Genomic DNA, 17,495 nt, shown 5'->3' with positions numbered 1-17,495 from the left:
AGGGCCGGTTCCGTTTTGCCCATGGTCAAGTGCTCGGTGTTGCGCTAAAAGCGCTCTATGCAATCATCAACGCGCATCAGAACGGCGGCAGTTGCAGCCTTGCTGGGGCTGCTCGCCGTCCTCTCGGGCCCCGGCGCGGCCCAGGCCGGCGCCGCCGAGCCGGACACCACGGTCGGCGATCTCACCGGGTTCTCCGCCGACGGATCCGTCTACCACCTGAAGGCCGGGGCCGCCGAGGCCCGGGTCAGCTTCGTCTCCGACGAGACCTTCCGCATCGAACTCGCACCGGACGGCACGTTCTCGGACCCGACGGGCGACGACATCGTGCTGCCGCAGGGCACCCCGCCGCACACCCGGTGGAAGGAGCGTGGCGACCGCTACGAACTCTCCACCGGCCGCGTCACCCTGCGCGCCTACAAGTCGCCGCTGCGGTTCGCCCTGTACCGGGCGGACGGCAGCCAGGTCTGGTCCGAGGCCAAGGGGCTGAGCTGGAACGGCGAGAGGACCACCCAGACGCTGGCCCGCGGCACGGACGAGCAGTTCTACGGCGCCGGCATGCAGAACGGCCGGGGCAACACCTCGCACCGCGACAAGACCGTCGAGGTCGGCGTCGACTACAACTGGGACGACGGCGGCCACCCCAACTCGGTGCCGTTCTACCTCTCCTCGGCCGGCTACGGCGTCTTCCGCAACACCTACGCGCCCAACACCTACGCCTTCACCGACCCGGTGACCACCAGCGCGAAGGAGCAGCGCTTCGACGCCTACTACTTCGCGGGCGACAACGCCAAGGACGTCATCGGGCAGTACACGAAGCTCACCGGCAAGCCGTTCCTGCCGCCGGTGTACGGGATGGAGATCGGCGACGCCGACTGCTACCTCCACAACGCCAACCGGGGTGAGCGCCACACCCTGGACGCCCTGAAGGTCGCCGACGGCTATGTCGAGAACGACATGCCGAACGGCTGGATGCTCGTCAACGACGGCTACGGCTGCGGATACGAGGACCTCGCCGCGACCGCCGAGGGCCTCCAGGACCGCGGCATGCAGATGGGCCTGTGGACCGAGGACGGCATCGACAGGATCGGCGAGCAGGTCAAGGCGGGCCAGCGGGTCGCCAAGCTGGACGTGGCCTGGGTCGGCGCCGGCTACAAGTTCGCCCTGGACGGCTGCAAGGACGCGTACAAGGGCATCGAGGACAACAGCGACGCCCGCGGCTTCACCTACGCCCCCGAGAGCTGGTCGGGCGCCCAGCGCTGCGGGGTGCAGTGGTCCGGCGACCAGTACGGCACCTGGGACTACATCCGCTGGCAGATCCCGACCTACGCGGGCGCCACGATGTCCGGACTCGCCTACACCACCGGTGACGTGGACGGCATCTTCGGCGGCAGCGCCAAGACCTACACCCGTGACCTCCAGTGGAAGATGTTCCTGGGGACCACGATGACGATGGACGGCTGGGCGGCCAGCGACAAGCAGCCCTTCCGGTACGGGGAGCCGTACACCACCATCAACCGCGACTACCTCAAGCTCAAGGAGTCGCTGCTGCCCTACCAGTACTCCTACGCGCACGAGGCGACGAAGACCGGCGTCGGCATGGTCCGTCCGCTCGTCCTCGAATACCCGGACGACCCGAAGGCCGCGACGGACGCGGCGAAGTACGAGTTCATGTCCGGCGAGGACTTCCTCGTCGCCCCGGTCTACCAGGACAGCACCGAGCGCGACGGCATCTACCTGCCGAAGGGCACCTGGACCGACTACTGGAGCGGCCGCACCTACCAGGGGCCGGTCACCGTCGACGACTACAGCGCCCCGCTCGACACCCTGCCGCTGTTCGTCAAGGGCGGTGCCAGTGTGCCGATGTGGCCGGGCATCCGCTCGTACCAGGACCGCACCGCCGACTCCCCGCTCGCCTGGGACGTCTACCCGCAGGGCAAGTCGTCCTTCACGCTGTACGAGGACGACGGCGTCACCCGGCAGCACCGCGACGGCAAGTACGCCACCCAGCGGGCCGATGTGGACGCACCGGTCCGGGGCGCGGGCGACGTGACCGTGCGGATCGGCGCGAGCAAGGGGAAGTTCACCGGCAGGCAGAGCAGCCGCCCGTACGAGTTCAGCGTGCACACCGGCTCCGCGCCGAGCGCGGTCGAACTCGGCGGGAAGCTGCCCCGGCTGGACTCCGCCGCCGCGTACAAGGCCGCGAAGCAGGGCTGGTGGTACGACCGGGACGACCGCGGCGGTGTCGTGAAGATCAAGACCGCGCCGCTCTCCACCGACAAGGCGTTCTCCGTGAAGCTGAAGCACACCAGCGCGGTCGGCGGGCGGACCGCCGCGGCGAACGCCGCGGTCTCCGCACCGGCCGGGCAGGAGCTCGGCGCCGGGGCCGCGAGCACCGTCACCGTCGACGTCACCGCGGGCAGGGCCGACGTGACCGGCGCCGAGGTCGGCCTGGACGTCCCCGAGGGCTGGGCCGCCCGGCCCGCGAAGGTGGACCGGATCCCGGCGGGCACCACCCGGCGGGTGGAGGTCTCCGTCACCCCCGCGAAGGACGCCACGGCGGGGGAGGCACGGATCACCGCCCTCGTCCGCTACCGGTCGGCCGGTGAAGCCCGTACCGCCACCCAGCGGTTCGCCGCCGCGGTGATGCCGCCGCCGCCCACCGGCGAGGCCTGGGCGAGCGATCTGGTCTGGCTGAAGTCCACCAACGGCTACGGACCGGCCGAACGCGACCGCAGCAACGGCGAGTCGGGCGCGGCCGACGGCAAGCCGCTGACCCTCGCCGGGAAGACGTACGAGAAGGGGATCGGCACCCACGCCGACTCCGACATCGAGGTCTACCTCGGCGGGCGCTGCACCGCGTTCACCGCCGACGCGGGGATCGACGACGAGATCAACGGCTACGGCGAAGTGGCCTTCTCCGTCGAGGCGGACGGCAAGGTGCTGTGGACCTCCCCGAAGGTGACCGGGGCCTCGGCGACCGTACCGGTCGACGTGAAGCTCGACGGCGCGCGCCATGTGCACCTGAAGGTCACGGACACCAACGGCTCCAAGACCGGTGACCACGGGGACTGGGCCGCGGCCCGGTTCACCTGTTCCTGAATGACCCGGACAGCACGGGAGCGCCGGGCGGGCACGTACCCGCCCGGCGCTCCACCGGTCCCGTCACTCCTCCGGGGAGTCCTCCGGCGGACCCTGCGGTCCCTCGCCGTCCCCGTCGCCCTCCCGGTCGGCCGGTGGCTGCCGGCCGGGTCCGCCCGCGGGCGGCGCGCCGGACCCCGGATCGCCGCCGCTGTCGGGGCGGACCGGCTTCGGCGGCCGGGTGCGGCCGCTGGAGGTGTCGCGCAGGTACGAGGTGTCGCCGCTCTCCGTCGCGTGCCCGCCCGGTGCCTGGCCCGGACCGATGTCCCGGCGGCGCAGATAGCGCTCGAACTCCCGGGCGATGGCCTCGCCGCTCGCCTCGGGCAGCTCGGCGGTGTCCCGGGCCTCCTCCAGCGTCTGTACGTATTCGGCCACTTCGCTGTCCTCGGCGGCCAGTTGATCGACGCCGAGCTGCCAGGCGCGCGCGTCCTCGGGCAGTTCGCCCAGCGGGATGCGCAGACCGATGAGGTCCTCCAGACGGTTCAGCAGCGCGAGTGTGGCCTTCGGGTTGGGCGGCTGCGACACGTAGTGCGGCACCGCCGCCCACAGGCTCACCGCGGGCACGCCCGCGTGCGTGCAGGCCTCCTGGAGGATGCCGACGATGCCCGTCGGCCCCTCGTACTTGGTCTCCTCCAGGTCCATGGTCCGTGCCAGGTCCGGGTCGGAGGTGACCCCGCTGACCGGCACCGGCCGGGTGTGCGGGGTGTCGCCGAGCAGGGCGCCCAGGATCACCACCATCTCCACTCCCAGCTCATGGGCGAAACCCAGGATCTCGTTGCAGAACGAGCGCCAGCGCATGGATGGTTCGATACCGCGGACCAGGACGAGATCGCGGGGCTTGTCCCCGCCGACGCGGACCACGGAGAGCCGGGTGGTCGGCCAGGTGATCTTGCGCACCCCGCCGTCCAGCCACAGCGTCGGCCGGTTGACCTGGAAGTCGTAGTAGTCCTCGGCGTCCAGCGCCGCGAACACCTCGCCCTTCCACTCCCGGTCCAGGTGCGCCACCGCCGTGGAGGCGGCGTCCCCCGCGTCGTTCCATCCCTCGAACGCGGCCACCATGACCGGGTCGATCAGCTCGGGTACTCCCTCGAGCTCGATCACCCAGGCCTCCTTCCGAAGTTCCCTTGTGTACCCATCAACCTTACGGCTTCCGGCCACCTGCGCCGCAGCCTCCGTGCACAGCCGGGCGAACCCGGCGCCCGGGGGCGTATCACCGGTCGAATCAGGGCATCAGACCCTGGATACATCCGAGCTGTGGTGGGTAGATTTCGTTCAGGCGCTGGACGTTGGGGTCTTCATGGCGCTATACATCGGATGACCAGAACAGAGGTCCGATGTTATTCCCCTGGGGGCGCACATGAGTCAGACCGTCACGGATTTCGAGGTCCACGACATCCGTTTTCCGACCTCGGAACAACTGGACGGCTCGGACGCCATGAACCCCGATCCCGACTACTCGGCTGCCTACGTCGTACTGCGCACCGATGTCCAGGACCGCACGGGCGGACCGGACAGCGGCAGTGCCGGCATCGAGGGACATGGCTTCTGTTTCACCATCGGGCGCGGCAACGAGGTGATGGCCGCCGCCATCGACACGCTGCGCCCCTATCTGGTGGGGCGCCCGGTGCCCCGCACCGCGGCCGATCTCGCCGCACTGCACCGCGAGCTCACCCACGACTCGCAACTGCGCTGGCTCGGCCCGGAGAAGGGCGTGATGCACATGGCGGCCGGAGCGGTCGTCAACGCCGCCTGGGACCTGGCCGCCAAGCTCGCGGGCAGACCGGTCTGGGAGTTCCTCGCCGGGATGACGCCCGAGGAGCTCGTCTCCCTCGTCGACTTCCGCTACCTCACCGACGCCCTCACCCCCGAGGAGGCCCTGGAGATCCTGCGGGCCGCCGAACCGGGCCGGGCCGAGCGCGCCGAGCGGCTGCGCGCCGAGGGATACCCCGCGTACACCACCTCGCCCGGCTGGCTGGGCTACAGCGACGACAAGCTGGTCGGGCTCGCGAAGGAGGCCGTCGCCGACGGCTTCACCCAGATCAAGCTCAAGGTCGGCGGCAGCCTGAGCGACGACGTCCGCAGGCTCGCCCTGGCCCGCGAGGCCGTCGGGCCGGACATCCGGATCGCCGTCGACGCCAACCAGCGCTGGGACGTCCCGGGCGCGGTCGAGTGGATGACCGCGCTCGCGCCGTACGACCCGCACTGGATCGAGGAGCCGACCAGCCCCGACGACATCCTCGGCCACGCCGCCGTCCGGGCCGGCCAGCCGGTCAAGGTCGCCACCGGCGAACACGTCGCGAACCGGGTCGTCTTCAAACAGCTGCTCCAGGCCGGGGCCGTCGACTTCGTCCAGATCGACGCGGCCCGTGTCGCGGGCGTCAACGAGAACCTGGCGATCCTGCTGCTCGCCGCCAAGTACGGCGTGCCGGTCTGCCCGCACGCGGGCGGGGTAGGACTCTGCGAGCTGGTGCAGCACCTCTCGATGTTCGACTACGTGGCGGTCTCCGGGAGCCGGGACAACCGCGTGATCGAGTACGTCGACCATCTCCACGAGCACTTCGCCGATCCCACCGTGATCGAGTCGGGCCGCTACACCGCGCCGAGCGCCCCGGGCTTCTCCGCCCGGATGCTCCCCGAGTCGATCGACGCACACCGCTACCCGGAGGGCGCCGTATGGCAGTCCCGCCGCACCACCGAGGAGGCCGGCCGATGACCGCGACGAGCGACTTCGAAGGAATGGGAGCCCTGGTCACGGGCGGTGCCTCCGGCATCGGGGCCGCCGTCGCGACCATGCTGCTGGCGCGCGGCGCCCGGGTGGCCGTACTGGACCGGGAGACCGCCGGCGCCCCCGAGGGCGTCCTCGCCGTCGAGGCCGACGTCACCGACGACGACGCGGTGCGCGCGGCGGTCGACCGGGCCGCCGCCGAACTGGGCGCACTGCACACCGTCGTCTCCAACGCCGGCATCGGATCCATCGGCACCGTCGAGGACAACGCCGACGACGAGTGGACCCGGGTCCTGGACATCAACGTTCTCGGCATGGTCCGCACCGCCCGGCACGCCCTGCCCCATCTGCGGCGCGCGGCGGCCGCCCGCCCCGGAGCCGTGTCGATCACCCAGACCTGCTCCATCGCGGCGACCGCCGGGCTGCCGCAGCGCGCCCTGTACAGCGCGAGCAAGGGCGCGGTGCTCTCGCTGACCCTGGCGATGGCCGCCGACCACGTCCGCGAGGGCATCCGGGTCAACTGCGTCAACCCCGGCACCGCGGACACCCCGTGGATCGGCCGGCTCCTCGGCCAGGCCGGCGACCCGGCCGCCGAGCGGGCCGCGCTCAACGCCCGCCAGCCGCTGGGGCGGCTGGTGTCGGCCGACGAGGTGGCCGCCGCGATCGTCTACCTGGCGAGCCCCGCCGCCGCCTCGGTCACCGGCACGGCGCTGGCCGTCGACGGCGGCATGCAGGGGCTGCGGCTGCGCCCCGCCGGGAGCTGACCGGGGAGCGGCCCGAGCCGCGCCATGGGCCGCACCTCCCCCCCGCACCATGCACCTCCGTTTTGCCGACAGAGCTCCGAGCCGGTACTCACAAAGGACGGGACACCCATGAGAGTGCGTACGACGAGTGCGGCGGCCTGCGCCGTACTGCTGGCAGTCACGGCCCTCGCGGGCTGCAACCGCGAGTCCACCGCCGACGGCGCGGGCGGCGGGAAGGTCGGGATCGACCTGCCGCGCAGCGACAGCGACTTCTGGAACTCGTACCAGAACTACGTGGAGAAGGGCGTCGAGGCGGGGGAGGTGAAGGCGCTGCCGCTGACCAACTCGCAGAACGACATCGGCAAGCTGGTCGCCAACGTGCAGACCTTCACCGACCAGGGCGCCAAGGCCGTGGTGATGGCGCCGCAGGACACCGGCGCCATCGCCGAATCGCTCAACACGCTGAACGAGAAGAAGATCCCGGTCGTCAGCGTCGACACCCGCCCCGACAAGGGCGACATCTACATGGTGGTGCGCGCCGACAACAAGGCGTACGGGACCAACGCCTGCAAGTACCTCGGCGAGCAGCTCAAGGGCAAGGGCAAGGTCGTCGAGTTCCAGGGCGACCTCTCCTCGATCAACGGCCGTGACCGGTCCGAGGCGTTCAAGGCCTGCATGGACAAGGACTTCCCCGGCATCAAGGTCTTCGAGCTGGCCACCGACTGGAAGGGCGACGTCGCCTCCGCCAAGCTCCAGGCCACCCTGGCCGCCAACCCCGACATCAACGGCATCTACATGCAGGCGGGCGGTGTCTTCCTGCAGCCCACCCTCGCCCTCCTGGAGCAGAAGAAGCTGCTGAAGCCGGCCGGTACGCCGGGGCACATCACGATCATCTCCAACGACGGCATTCCCGAGGAGTTCGACGCGATCAAGGCGGGGAAGATCGACGCGACGATCTCCCAGCCCGCCGACCTGTACGCGAAGTACGCGCTGTACTACGCCAAGGCGGCCCTGGACGGCAAGACCTTCAAGGAAGGCCCCACCGACCACGACTCCACCATCATCAAGATCCCCAACGGCTTCGAGGACCAGCTCCCGGCGCCGCTGGTGACCAAGGACAACGTCGACGACCCGAAGCTGTGGGCCAACCAGCTGGAGAAGAAGAGCTAGCCATGGACCAGGCACCACCTGCCGTACAGGCGGAAGGCGTTGTCAAACGCTTCGGGCCCACCGTGGCGCTCGACGGAGTGGGGCTCACCGTGCAGCCGGGTGAGTCGCACGCCCTGGTCGGTCGAAACGGCGCCGGTAAATCGACCCTGGTCAGCGTGCTGACCGGACTCCACAAGGCGGACGCGGGCACCGTCGCGTTCGGCGGGGAACCGGCGCCCGCCTTCGGGGACACCACGGCCTGGCAGTCGAAGATCGCCTGCGTCTACCAGAAGTCCATGGTCGTCCCGGACCTGACCGTCGCGGAGAACCTCTTCCTCAACCGCTTCGACGACAACGCCCGCTGGATCAACTGGGGCAAGCTGCGCAGACGCGCCGAGCGGCTGCTGGCCGAATACGGCGTCCAGGTCGACCCCGGCACCCGGGCGCGCGATCTCGCCGTCGAGCAGCGGCAGTTCGTCGAGATCGCCAGGGCGCTGTCCTTCGGCGCCCGGCTGATCGTCCTGGACGAGCCGACCGCCCAGCTCGACGCCCGGGGCATCGGCCGGCTCTTCGGCAAACTGCGGGAACTGCAGAGCCAGGGAGTGGCGTTCCTCTTCATCTCCCACCATCTCCAGGAGGTGTACGAACTGTGCACGGCGGTCACCGTCTACCGCGACGCCCGCCATGTGCTGACCGCCCCCGTAGCCGGCATCGCCAAGGCGGAGCTGGTGGCGGCGATGACCGGCGAGCAGTCCGCCGGAGCCACCGCCTGGCACGCTGACGGTGCCGGCGCGGCGGCGAGGGACGAGTCGGCCGCCCCCGTGCTGCGCACCGAGGGACTCACCGTCCCGGGCCGGTTCGAGCCGCTGGATCTGGAGGTCCGGCCCGGCGAGGTGCTCGGCCTGGCCGGCTCCGCGGCCAGCGGCAACACGGCGCTGGGCGAGACCCTGGCCGGGATGCGGAAGGCGGGCGGCGGCACGGTCCGGGTGCACGGCAGGGCCGTGCGTTCGGGCAGCGTGCCGCACGCGCTGGACGCCGGGATCGGCTACATCCCCGAGGACCGGCACGACCAGGGCCTGGTCCTGGAACGCAGCGTCGCCGAGAACGCCACGCTCACGGTCACCGACCAGCTCGGCCCCTGGGGAACCGTACTGCCCTCCCGCACCAGGGAGTTCGCGCGCTCGATGATCGCCTCGCTGGACATCAAGACCCAGGGGCCCGAGCAGCCCGTCTCCGGACTCTCCGGCGGCAACCAGCAGAAGGTGGTGGTCGCCAGGGCGCTGGCCCGTGACCCCAGCGTGCTGGTGGCGGTACGGCCCACCGCGGGCGTGGACATCAAGTCCAAGGACTCGCTGCTCGGAGTCGTGCGACGGGTCGCCGACGAGGGGAACGCCGCAGTGATCATCTCGGACGAGCTGGACGATCTGCGGGTCTGCGACCGGGTGCTCGCCCTGTTCCACGGACGCGTGGTCGCGTCGTTCGCAAGCGGGTGGAACGACGGGGAGCTCGTCGCCGCCATGGAAGGTGTGGGGGAAAGGGAATGACCGGCACGGTACGGCCCCTGGCGGCCGACGGCATCGACAGCGGGCCCAAGGGCTCCCCGACCGGCGAACGGCCCGAACGGCCCCTGGACCGGCTCAGGCTGATCAGGTGGAGCGACTTCTCCCTGGTGCCGGTGATCCTGGTGCTGATGGTGATCGGGTTCATCGTCTCGCCGGTGTTCCTGACCTCCGAGAACCTGATCAGCGTGGTCCAGCAGTCCTCCGAGCTGAGCCTGCTGGTGCTGGGCCAGGCGCTGATCCTGATCTGCGGCCGGATGGACCTGTCGCTGGAGTCGACGATCGGCATCGCTCCGGTCGTCGCGATGTGGCTGGTGCTGCCCGCCGAGGGCGGCCGTTTCGCGGGCCTGGGGCTGCTGCCCACCTGGTCGGCGATCCCGCTCTGCCTGCTGGTGGGTCTCGTCATCGGCGCGGTCAACGGTTTCCTGATGCTGAAGCTCAGGGTCAACGGCTTCATCGCCACGCTCGGCATGCTCACCATGCTGCGCGGGCTGCACATCGGGATCACCGAGGGCAAGTCCATCACCGACGTCCCGGAGTCCTTCCGCTACCTCGGCAAGAGCGAGTGGCTCGGCGCACCGGCCGCCGTCTGGATCTGCCTCGCGCTGTTCGCCGTCGGCGGCGCCGCGCTGGCCTGGCTGCGCCACGGGCGCTCGCTGTACGCCATCGGCGGCAACCCGGAGGCGGCGCGCGCCGCGGGCATCAGGGTGGACCGGGTCACCTGGATCGTGCTCGCCGTCGGCGGACTGCTGGCGGCCTTCGCGGGCATCCTCTACACCGGCCACTACGGATCGGTCGCGGCGACCCAGGGCAACGGCTGGATCTTCCAGGTGTTCGCCGCCGCGGTCATCGGCGGCATCAGCCTCAAGGGCGGTCGCGGCACGCTGTTCGGCGCGCTGACCGGTGTGCTGACGCTCCAGCTGGTGGTCAATGTGATGACCCTCGGCGGTGTCCCGGCGCTGTGGAACCAGTTCCTCAACGGCGCGATCATCATCGTCGCCCTGGTCATCTCCCGCTTCGCGAGCGGCGAGAAGCAGGACTGAGGACCGCCGGCGAACGGGGCGGGTGGGGGCAGGCCCCACCCGCCCCGTTCCGCGCTACAGCGTCGAGCGCAACCACTGCTCCACGCTCGCCACATGCACCGTCGCCCACGCCCGCGCGGCCTCCGCGTCCCGGTCCCGCAGCGCCGACACGATCGCCCGGTGCTCGTGGAGCGTGCGGCTGACCGCGTCCTCCTGGGTCAGACCGCGCCAGACCCGCGCCCGGGTCGTCGGCCCCGACAGCCCGTCGAGCAGCGAGCAGAGCACCGAATTCCCGGACGACTGCACGATGCCGCGGTGGAACTCCAGATCGCAGGCGACCAGCTCCTCCACCGAGGGCTGTGCCCCCAGCGCGTCCAACTGCGAGCTGAGCACGTCCAGTTGGGCCTCGCTGATCCGGGTGGCGGCCATCGCTGTCGCGGCCGGCTCCAGGATCCTGCGGACCGCGAGGAACTCCAGCACCGTGTCGTCCCGGTGGAAGTCCACCACGAAGCTCAGTGCCTCCAGGAGCAGCTGCGGATCGAGGCTGGTCACATAGGTGCCGTCGCCCTGGCGCACATCGAGGATGCGGATCAGCGAGAGGGCCCGGACCGCCTCCCGGAGCGAGTTGCGGGACAGGCCGAGCTCCGCCGCGAGTTCGCTCTCCTTGGGGAGCCGGTCGCCGGGGCGCAGCGCACCCGAGACGATCATTCCCTTGATCTTCTCGATCGCCTCGTCGGTGACAGCCATGACGGTCCTCCTGGATCCGGACTGGAATCAGAACTGGGTTCAGACATCCGATGTATCTCTTCATTATGCGGGTCGGAAGAGCGGATGAACCAGGTCTGCCGCAGGTCGTCCCGGGTGCGGGCGGCCGGACGCCCCGCCGGGCTCAGTCCCAGAGCGCGGACGGCGCCTCGCGCCGCACCACCGGAGCGATCTCCTCCGCGAACCGCTGGAGCGTCTCGGCCTGCTCGTCCGCGCCCAGCCCGAAACCGTCCACGGTGACGGACTGGAGGTCGTGCCCGTACACCTCGTGCCAGCCGAGGATCTTGTCGATGATCTGCTGCGGGCTGCCGATCAGCTGGGGCCCGTCCGCGACGGCCTCCTCGATGGTCCGGAACGGCGTGTTGTACCCGGCCTTCCCCTCCAGATGGGGCCGGAAGGACTGCGCCACCCTCGCCTCGTACACCTCCTTGTACCGCTCCACCGCCTGCTGCGAGCTGTCGGCGATCAGCAGCCCGCCCGAGCCCGCGGCCACATGCGCGCGGGCCGGATCGTGGCCGTACGCCTCGAAGCGCTCCCGGTAGTGGCCGATCAGCCGGGCGTACGCCGCACGGGGCTGGATCGCGTTGGCGGTGAACAGCGGATCGCCGTGGCGCGCCGCCAGTTCGGGGGATTCGAGGCTGGTCGCCGAGCCGTGCCAGACGCGCGGCGGCCCCGCGTACGGGCGCGGCAGCGTCGTCGTGTTCTTCAGCGCCGGCCGGAACTCGCCCGCCCAGTCGACGCCCTCCTCGCTCCAGAGCCGCCGCAGCAGTTCGTACTTCTCCCGCTGGAGGTCCCACTGCCGCTCCTCGTCGAGCCCGAAGAGGTCGAAGTGACCGGCCTCCGCGCCCTTTCCGACGACCAGTTCCACCCGGCCGCCGGAGATCTGGTCGAGCGTCGCGAACTCCTCGGCCACCCGCACCGGGTCGAGGATCGCGAGCACCGTGACGCCGGTCAGCAGCCGGATCGTGGAGGTACGGGCCGCCAGCGCGCCGAGCACCACGCCCGGGCTGGACGAGAGGAAGGGGCCCGCGTGCCGTTCGCCGATCGCGTACGCGTCGAATCCCAGCCGTTCCGCGACGACCCCGGTCCCGATCACTTCCTCGAACCGTTCGGCGGGGGAGGGGAGTCGGTGGTTCAGCGGGTGCGGGGCGTGGCCGATGAGGGAGAGCACGGAGAACTTCATGGCTCAACTGTCCCCGCGCCGTATTGCACCCGTATGGCGGCCGTGTGGCGCGTCGGCCGGCCAAGCCGCTCCGCAGACGCGGGAAGGGGCGGCTCCCGCGGGAGCCGCCCCTTCCCGTACGCCCCTTCCCGTACGCCCGTCCGGTCAGCCCCGGTCGCCGAGCACGGACTCGACGCCGGCCCGGATCTCGTCCGTCGCCAGGCCCCGGATCGTCAGCGTCGTCCGGCGGCGCAGCACGTCGTCGGCCGTCTCGGCCCACTCGTGGTCACGGGCGTAGGCAACCTGCGCCCAGATCTCCGGCGCGTCCGGGTGGATGCGCTCGGCCAGCGCCGGGTTCTCGTTCGCCATCCGGGCGATGTCGAAGGAGAGCGAACCGTAGTGCGTGGCGAGGTGCCGGGCGGTGTCGGCCGACATCCGGGGGCCCGGCGCGGTGCCGTCGATCAGCAGCCGGTGCGCCACCGCGTTCGGGTTGGCGATGCCGGGCAGCGGGAGCTTCTTCGGCAGGTGCGAGATCGGCTCCATGTCCTGTGCGAGCGGGTGCCCGGGGAGTGCGGCCAGCTTGTTCATCACCGTACGGCCGATGTGGCGGAACGTCGTCCACTTGCCGCCCGCGACCGAGAGCATCCCGCCCCGGCCCTCCGTCACGACCGTTTCGCGCTTGGCCTTGGAGGTGTCGCCGGGGCCGCCCGGCAGCACCCGCAGACCGGCGAAGGAGTACGTGATCAGATCGCGCGAGAGCTGCTGGTCCCGGATGGAGAACGCGGCCTCGTCGAGGATCTGCGCGGTGTCCTTCTCGTTGACCGCGACGTCCGCGGGATCGCCCTCGTACACCTCGTCCGTCGTGCCGAGCAGCAGCATGTCCTCCCACGGCAGGGCGAACGTGATGCGGTACTTGTCGATCGGGGTGGCCAGCGCGGCCTTCCACGGACGGGTGCGCCTCAGGACGAGGTGCGCGCCCTTGGACAGGCGTATGGAAGGCGCCGCGTCCGGGTTCTCCATCCTGCGCAGGTGGTCCACCCACGGCCCGGTGGCGTTCAGCACCAGACGGGCGTTGACGCCGAACTCCGTGCCGTCCAGGCGGTCTTCGAGGTCGGCGCCGGTCACCCGGCCCCTGGTGAACCGCAGCCCGGTCACCGCCGCGTGGTTGAGGACGACCGCACCCGCGTCGACGGCCGCGCGCACCGTCATCAGCGCCATCCGGGCGTCGTTCATCTGGTCGTCGCCGTAGACCGCGACGGCCTTCAGGTTGTCCGTACGCAGCTCCGGCACATCGCGCTGCGCCTTCGCCGGGCTGATGACGTGCCCGACGCCGTCACCGAACGCGGAGAGCGCCGAGTAGGCGAACACCCCCGCGCCGAGCTTGGCGGCGCCGTGCGGGCCGCCCTTGTAGACCGGCAGGTAGAAGGTGAGCGGATTGGCCAGGTGGGGGGCCACCTGGCGGGACACCGCACGGCGCTCGAAGTGGTTCTCCGCCACCAGCTTCACCGCGCCGGTCTGCAGGTAGCGCAGACCGCCGTGGAGCAGCTTGGAGGAGGCGGAGGAGGTGGCGCCGGCGAAGTCGCCGGCGTCCACCAGGGCCACCCGCAGCCCGGACTGCGCGGCGTGCCAGGCGGTGGAGATGCCCAGGATGCCGCCACCGATCACCAGGAGGTCGTACGCAGCCTTGGACAGCTGCTCCCGAGTCTCGGCGCGGCTCGGGAGGGAGCCGGAGGCCGGGTGCGTCCCGAGGGCCGGGACGCTCTGCAGGGTGGTCATGTCGATTACTCCTCGGCAGTGTCTTCGTCGAGCCAGCCCATGGCGCGCTCTACGGCCTTGAGCCAGCTCTTGTACTCGCGGTCGCGGGTGTCCGCGTCCATGCGGGGGGTCCACTCGGCGGCCCGGCGCCAGTTGGCGCGCAGCGCGTCGGTGTCCGGCCAGAAGCCGACGGCGAGACCGGCGGCGTAGGCGGCGCCGAGGCAGGTCGTCTCGGCGACCATCGGCCGCACCACGGGTGCGTCCAGGAAGTCGGCGAGCGTCTGCATCAGCAGGTTGTTGGAGGTCATGCCGCCGTCGACCTTGAGGGCGGTCAGCTCGACCCCCGAGTCCTTGGTCATGGCGTCGGTGATCTCGCGGGTCTGCCAGGCGGTGGCCTCCAGGACGGCACGGGCGATGTGCGCCTTGGTGACGTACCTGGTCAGACCGGCGATGACACCGCGGGCGTCGGAGCGCCAGTAGGGGGCGAACAGACCGGAGAACGCGGGCACGAAGTACGCGCCGCCGTTGTCCTCGACCGAGGAGGCCAGGGTCTCGATCTCGGCCGCGGACTTGATCAGGCCCATCTGGTCGCGCATCCACTGCACCAGCGAACCGGTGACGGCGATGGAGCCCTCCAGGGCGTAGACCGGCTTCTGGTCGCCGATCCGGTACCCGACGGTCGTCAGCAGCCCGTTGTACGAGTTGACGGGCTTCTCACCGGTGTTCATCAGCATGAAGGTGCCGGTGCCGTACGTGGACTTGGCCTCGCCCTCGGAGAAGCAGGTCTGGCCGAAGAGCGCCGCCTGCTGGTCGCCGAGCGCGGATGCCACGGGAACGCCGTCGAGCACGCCGCCCTTGGCGTTGCCGTACACCTCGGCGGAGGAACGGATCTCGGGGAGCACCGTGGCCGGGATCTCCATCGACTGGAGGATCCGCTCGTCCCACTGCATCTCGTGCAGGTTCATCAGGAGGGTGCGCGAGGCGTTGGTGACGTCGGTGACGTGGACGCCGCCGTCGGTGCCGCCGGTCAGGTTCCAGATGACCCAGGAGTCCATGGTGCCGAAGAGGATGTCGCCGCGCTCGGCGCGCTCGCGCAGCCCCTCGACGTTGTCGAGCAGCCAGCGGACCTTGGGACCGGCGAAGTACGAGGCGAGCGGCAGACCGGTCTCGCGGCGGAAACGGTCCTGCCCGACGTTGCGGCCGAGCTCCTTGCAGAGCGTGTCCGTCCGGGTGTCCTGCCAGACGAGGGCGTTGTGGACCGGCTCACCGGTGTTCTTGTCCCAGAGCAGCGTGGTCTCGCGCTGGTTGGTGATGCCGATCGCCTTCACGTCGGCGGCGGTGATGCCCGCCTTGACGATGGCTCCGGCCACGACCTCCTGGACGTTCTCCCAGATCTCGGTCGCGTTGTGCTCGACCCAGCCCGGCTTCGGGAAGATCTGCTCGTGTTCCTTCTGGTCGACGGAGACGATCCGGCCGTCCTTGTCGAAGACGATGCAGCGGCTGGAGGTGGTGCCCTGGTCGATGGCCGCGATGAACGGGCCGGTGGTGTGTGCGTCGGTCACGGTGTGCTCCCGGAAGTCTGTGTGGTCGTGAGGGTTACGGCTCTGGGCGCCGCGGCTCAGGCGAAGGCGACGTTGTAGAGCCCGCCCGCGATCGCGCCGCCGATGAGCGGTCCGGCGACCGGGATCCACGCGTAGCCCCAGTCGGAACCGCCCTTGTTCGGCAACGGCAGCAGCGCGTGCACGATACGCGGACCGAGGTCGCGAACCGGGTTGATCGCGTAGCCCGTCGGGCCGCCGAGCGAGAGGCCGATACCGACGACCACCAGGGCGGTGACCAGCGCGCCGAGCGTGCCCAGACCGTTGCCCTCGTTGTTGAGGCCCTGGGTGAGGATCGCCAGGACCAGCACGACGGTGGCGATGATCTCCGTGGCCAGGTTCTGCACGGCGTGCCGGATCTCCGGGCCGGTGGAGAAGATGCCCAGGACCGGGCCGGCCTTCGGTGCGGCGGCCTTGTCGACCATGCCTTCTTCACCCGTCTGGGCGCCCACGATCTCCGGATCCGTGAGGTGCGCCCGGAACTGCCCGTAGTACGTCAGCCAGACCAGCACCGCGCCGATCATCGCGCCGAACAGCTGGGACACGAGGTAGAGCGGAACGTCGCTCCACTTGGTGCCGCCCTCGATCGCGAGACCGATCGTGACCGCCGGGTTGAGGTGCGCGCCGGAAACGCCACCGGCCAGATACGCGCCGGTCAGCACCGCGAAACCCCACCCGAAGGTGATGGCCAGCCAGCCGGCGTTCTGCGCCTTGGAGCGCTTGAGAGTGACGGCGGCACAGACACCGCCGCCGAGCAGGATGAGCACGGCGGTACCTATGGTCTCGCCGATGAAGATGTCGGAGCTGGACACCCGCGACTCCTTTGTCCTTCGTCCAGGGAAGCCGAACCCCGGGTCCCTCCGGTGGTCCGCGCCCTCGTGGGAGGGCGTTTCCGGCCCTTGACGCTGTCACACCCTAACGCGAGTTTCCGTTTGGTGTTCGACAATGCCGACCGGTGAACGGCAATGCTTCCCCCAGGTGAATCGGGCGTCAAGGGTTGTGTGGCCTATAACTCGATCGTTACCGGGTGGTGCGCCGCCGCAGCGGTCAGAAGCGCCCGGCGCCCAGGTCCCTGGAGACCGCCCGGGCGCAGTCGCGTACCGCCGCGATCAGCTCGGGGCGCAGTTCCCCGTCCGCGCAGACCCGCTCCACCGCACCGGTCACGGCCACCGCGCCGACCGGCATCCGCCGCCGGTCGTGGATCGGGGCGGCCACCGCGGCCACGCCCTCCCAGGTCTCCTCCACATCGGCCGCCCAGCCGCGCGCCCGGGTCAGGTCGAGCATCGCCTCGAACTCCTCCGGGTCGGTGACGGTGCGCGGTGTGAAGGGCTGCCGCTCGGCCTCCATCGCCTCGGTGTGCGCCACCGGGTCGTACGCCGAGAGCACCTTGCCCAGGGCCGTGGAGTGCAGTGGCTGCATGGCGCCGACCTCCAGGACCTGCCGGCTGTCGTCGGGGCGGAAGACGTGGTGGACGATCAGGACGCCCTGCTGGTGCAGCACGCCCAGATGGGCGCTCTCGCCGCTGGAGCGGGCCAGGTCGTCGGTCCACACGAGCGCGCGGGCCCGCAGCTCGTGGACGTCCAGATAGCTGTTGCCCAGGCGCAGCAGCTCGGCGCCCAGCTGGTAGCGGCCGGACGCGGTGTCCTGCTCCACGAAGCCCTCGTGCTGGAGCGTGCGCAGGATGCCGTGCGCGGTGCCCTTGGCCAGGCCCAGTGAAGAGGCGATGTCGGAGAGCCCCAGCCGACGTTCGCCACCTGCCAGCAGACGCAGCATCGCCGCCGCCCGCTCCAGCGACTGGATGTTCTTGGCCATCGCGCCGTACTCCTCCACCTTGGTTCGACAATGCTGAACACTATCGGTCGATGCCGACCCGTGCTCG

13 protein-coding genes are annotated in these 17,495 nt (G+C 70.6%); 6 read left to right on the top strand and 7 right to left on the bottom strand.

The genetic code is table 11. The features are described from left to right. Nucleotides 1-57: 57 nt before the first annotated feature. On the top strand, nucleotides 58-3,099 hold the full coding sequence (locus tag ACGF8B_RS16855) for an NPCBM/NEW2 domain-containing protein (RefSeq protein ID WP_392738993.1): 3,042 nt from the start codon (nucleotides 58-60) through the stop codon (nucleotides 3,097-3,099). 63 nt (nucleotides 3,100-3,162) lie between these two features. On the opposite strand, the gene ACGF8B_RS16850 is transcribed toward ACGF8B_RS16855, so the two are convergent. Further along, nucleotides 3,163-4,239 (bottom strand): PAC2 family protein, encoded by a 1,077-nt coding sequence (locus ACGF8B_RS16850; protein WP_392738990.1) that lies wholly within the window; start codon nucleotides 4,237-4,239, stop codon nucleotides 3,163-3,165. Nucleotides 4,240-4,495: 256 nt separating this feature from the next. Between ACGF8B_RS16850 and ACGF8B_RS16845 the strand changes: the two genes are divergently transcribed. The 5 genes from ACGF8B_RS16845 (at nucleotide 4,496) to ACGF8B_RS16825 (ending at nucleotide 10,357) form a co-directional block, all read left to right on the top strand. After that, nucleotides 4,496-5,851, top strand: a complete 1,356-nt coding sequence (locus ACGF8B_RS16845) for an L-fuconate dehydratase (protein WP_392738988.1) — start codon at nucleotides 4,496-4,498, stop codon at nucleotides 5,849-5,851. Continuing rightward, complete coding sequence (locus tag ACGF8B_RS16840; RefSeq protein ID WP_392738985.1) at nucleotides 5,848-6,627, top strand: SDR family NAD(P)-dependent oxidoreductase; 780 nt, start codon at nucleotides 5,848-5,850, stop codon at nucleotides 6,625-6,627. Before ACGF8B_RS16845 ends, ACGF8B_RS16840 begins: the two co-directional genes overlap by 4 nt. 108 nt (nucleotides 6,628-6,735) lie before the next feature. Continuing rightward, complete coding sequence (locus ACGF8B_RS16835) at nucleotides 6,736-7,776, top strand: sugar ABC transporter substrate-binding protein (protein ID WP_392738982.1); 1,041 nt, start codon at nucleotides 6,736-6,738, stop codon at nucleotides 7,774-7,776. Nucleotides 7,777-7,778: 2 nt separating this feature from the next. Then, nucleotides 7,779-9,299 (top strand): sugar ABC transporter ATP-binding protein, encoded by a 1,521-nt coding sequence (locus tag ACGF8B_RS16830; protein WP_392738979.1) that lies wholly within the window; start codon nucleotides 7,779-7,781, stop codon nucleotides 9,297-9,299. Further along, nucleotides 9,296-10,357, top strand: coding sequence for an ABC transporter permease (locus tag ACGF8B_RS16825; RefSeq protein WP_392738976.1), 1,062 nt, complete (start codon nucleotides 9,296-9,298; stop codon nucleotides 10,355-10,357). The genes ACGF8B_RS16830 and ACGF8B_RS16825 overlap by 4 nt, the downstream gene beginning before the upstream one ends. Nucleotides 10,358-10,411: 54 nt before the next feature. On the opposite strand, the gene ACGF8B_RS16820 is transcribed toward ACGF8B_RS16825, so the two are convergent. From ACGF8B_RS16820 to ACGF8B_RS16795, 6 genes are all read right to left on the bottom strand, one after another. Continuing rightward, on the bottom strand, nucleotides 10,412-11,083 hold the full coding sequence (locus ACGF8B_RS16820; protein WP_037700470.1) for a FadR/GntR family transcriptional regulator: 672 nt from the start codon (nucleotides 11,081-11,083) through the stop codon (nucleotides 10,412-10,414). A gap of 142 nt (nucleotides 11,084-11,225) precedes the next feature. Next, a complete protein-coding gene (locus ACGF8B_RS16815; RefSeq protein ID WP_392738973.1) occupies nucleotides 11,226-12,284 on the bottom strand; it encodes an LLM class flavin-dependent oxidoreductase in 1,059 nt (352 codons plus the stop codon). 144 nt (nucleotides 12,285-12,428) lie between these two features. Beyond that, the gene (locus ACGF8B_RS16810; protein ID WP_392738971.1) at nucleotides 12,429-14,039 is read right to left on the bottom strand and encodes an FAD-dependent oxidoreductase; all 1,611 of its coding nucleotides are present in this window, start codon (nucleotides 14,037-14,039) and stop codon (nucleotides 12,429-12,431) included. A gap of 5 nt (nucleotides 14,040-14,044) precedes the next feature. Beyond that, complete coding sequence (gene glpK, locus ACGF8B_RS16805; RefSeq protein ID WP_392738969.1) at nucleotides 14,045-15,580, bottom strand: glycerol kinase GlpK; 1,536 nt, start codon at nucleotides 15,578-15,580, stop codon at nucleotides 14,045-14,047. 56 nt (nucleotides 15,581-15,636) lie between these two features. Then, nucleotides 15,637-16,428, bottom strand: a complete 792-nt coding sequence (locus tag ACGF8B_RS16800) for an MIP/aquaporin family protein (protein ID WP_342280757.1) — start codon at nucleotides 16,426-16,428, stop codon at nucleotides 15,637-15,639. A gap of 235 nt (nucleotides 16,429-16,663) precedes the next feature. Beyond that, nucleotides 16,664-17,428, bottom strand: a complete 765-nt coding sequence (locus ACGF8B_RS16795) for an IclR family transcriptional regulator (RefSeq protein WP_392738965.1) — start codon at nucleotides 17,426-17,428, stop codon at nucleotides 16,664-16,666. Between the last annotated feature and the right edge of the window lie 67 nt (nucleotides 17,429-17,495).

Source organism: Streptomyces sp. NPDC047917, assembly GCF_043204345.1.
GTDB classification, from domain to species: Bacteria; Actinomycetota; Actinomycetes; order Streptomycetales; family Streptomycetaceae; genus Streptomyces; species Streptomyces sanglieri.
This window is presented reverse-complemented; position numbering and strand designations above follow the sequence as displayed.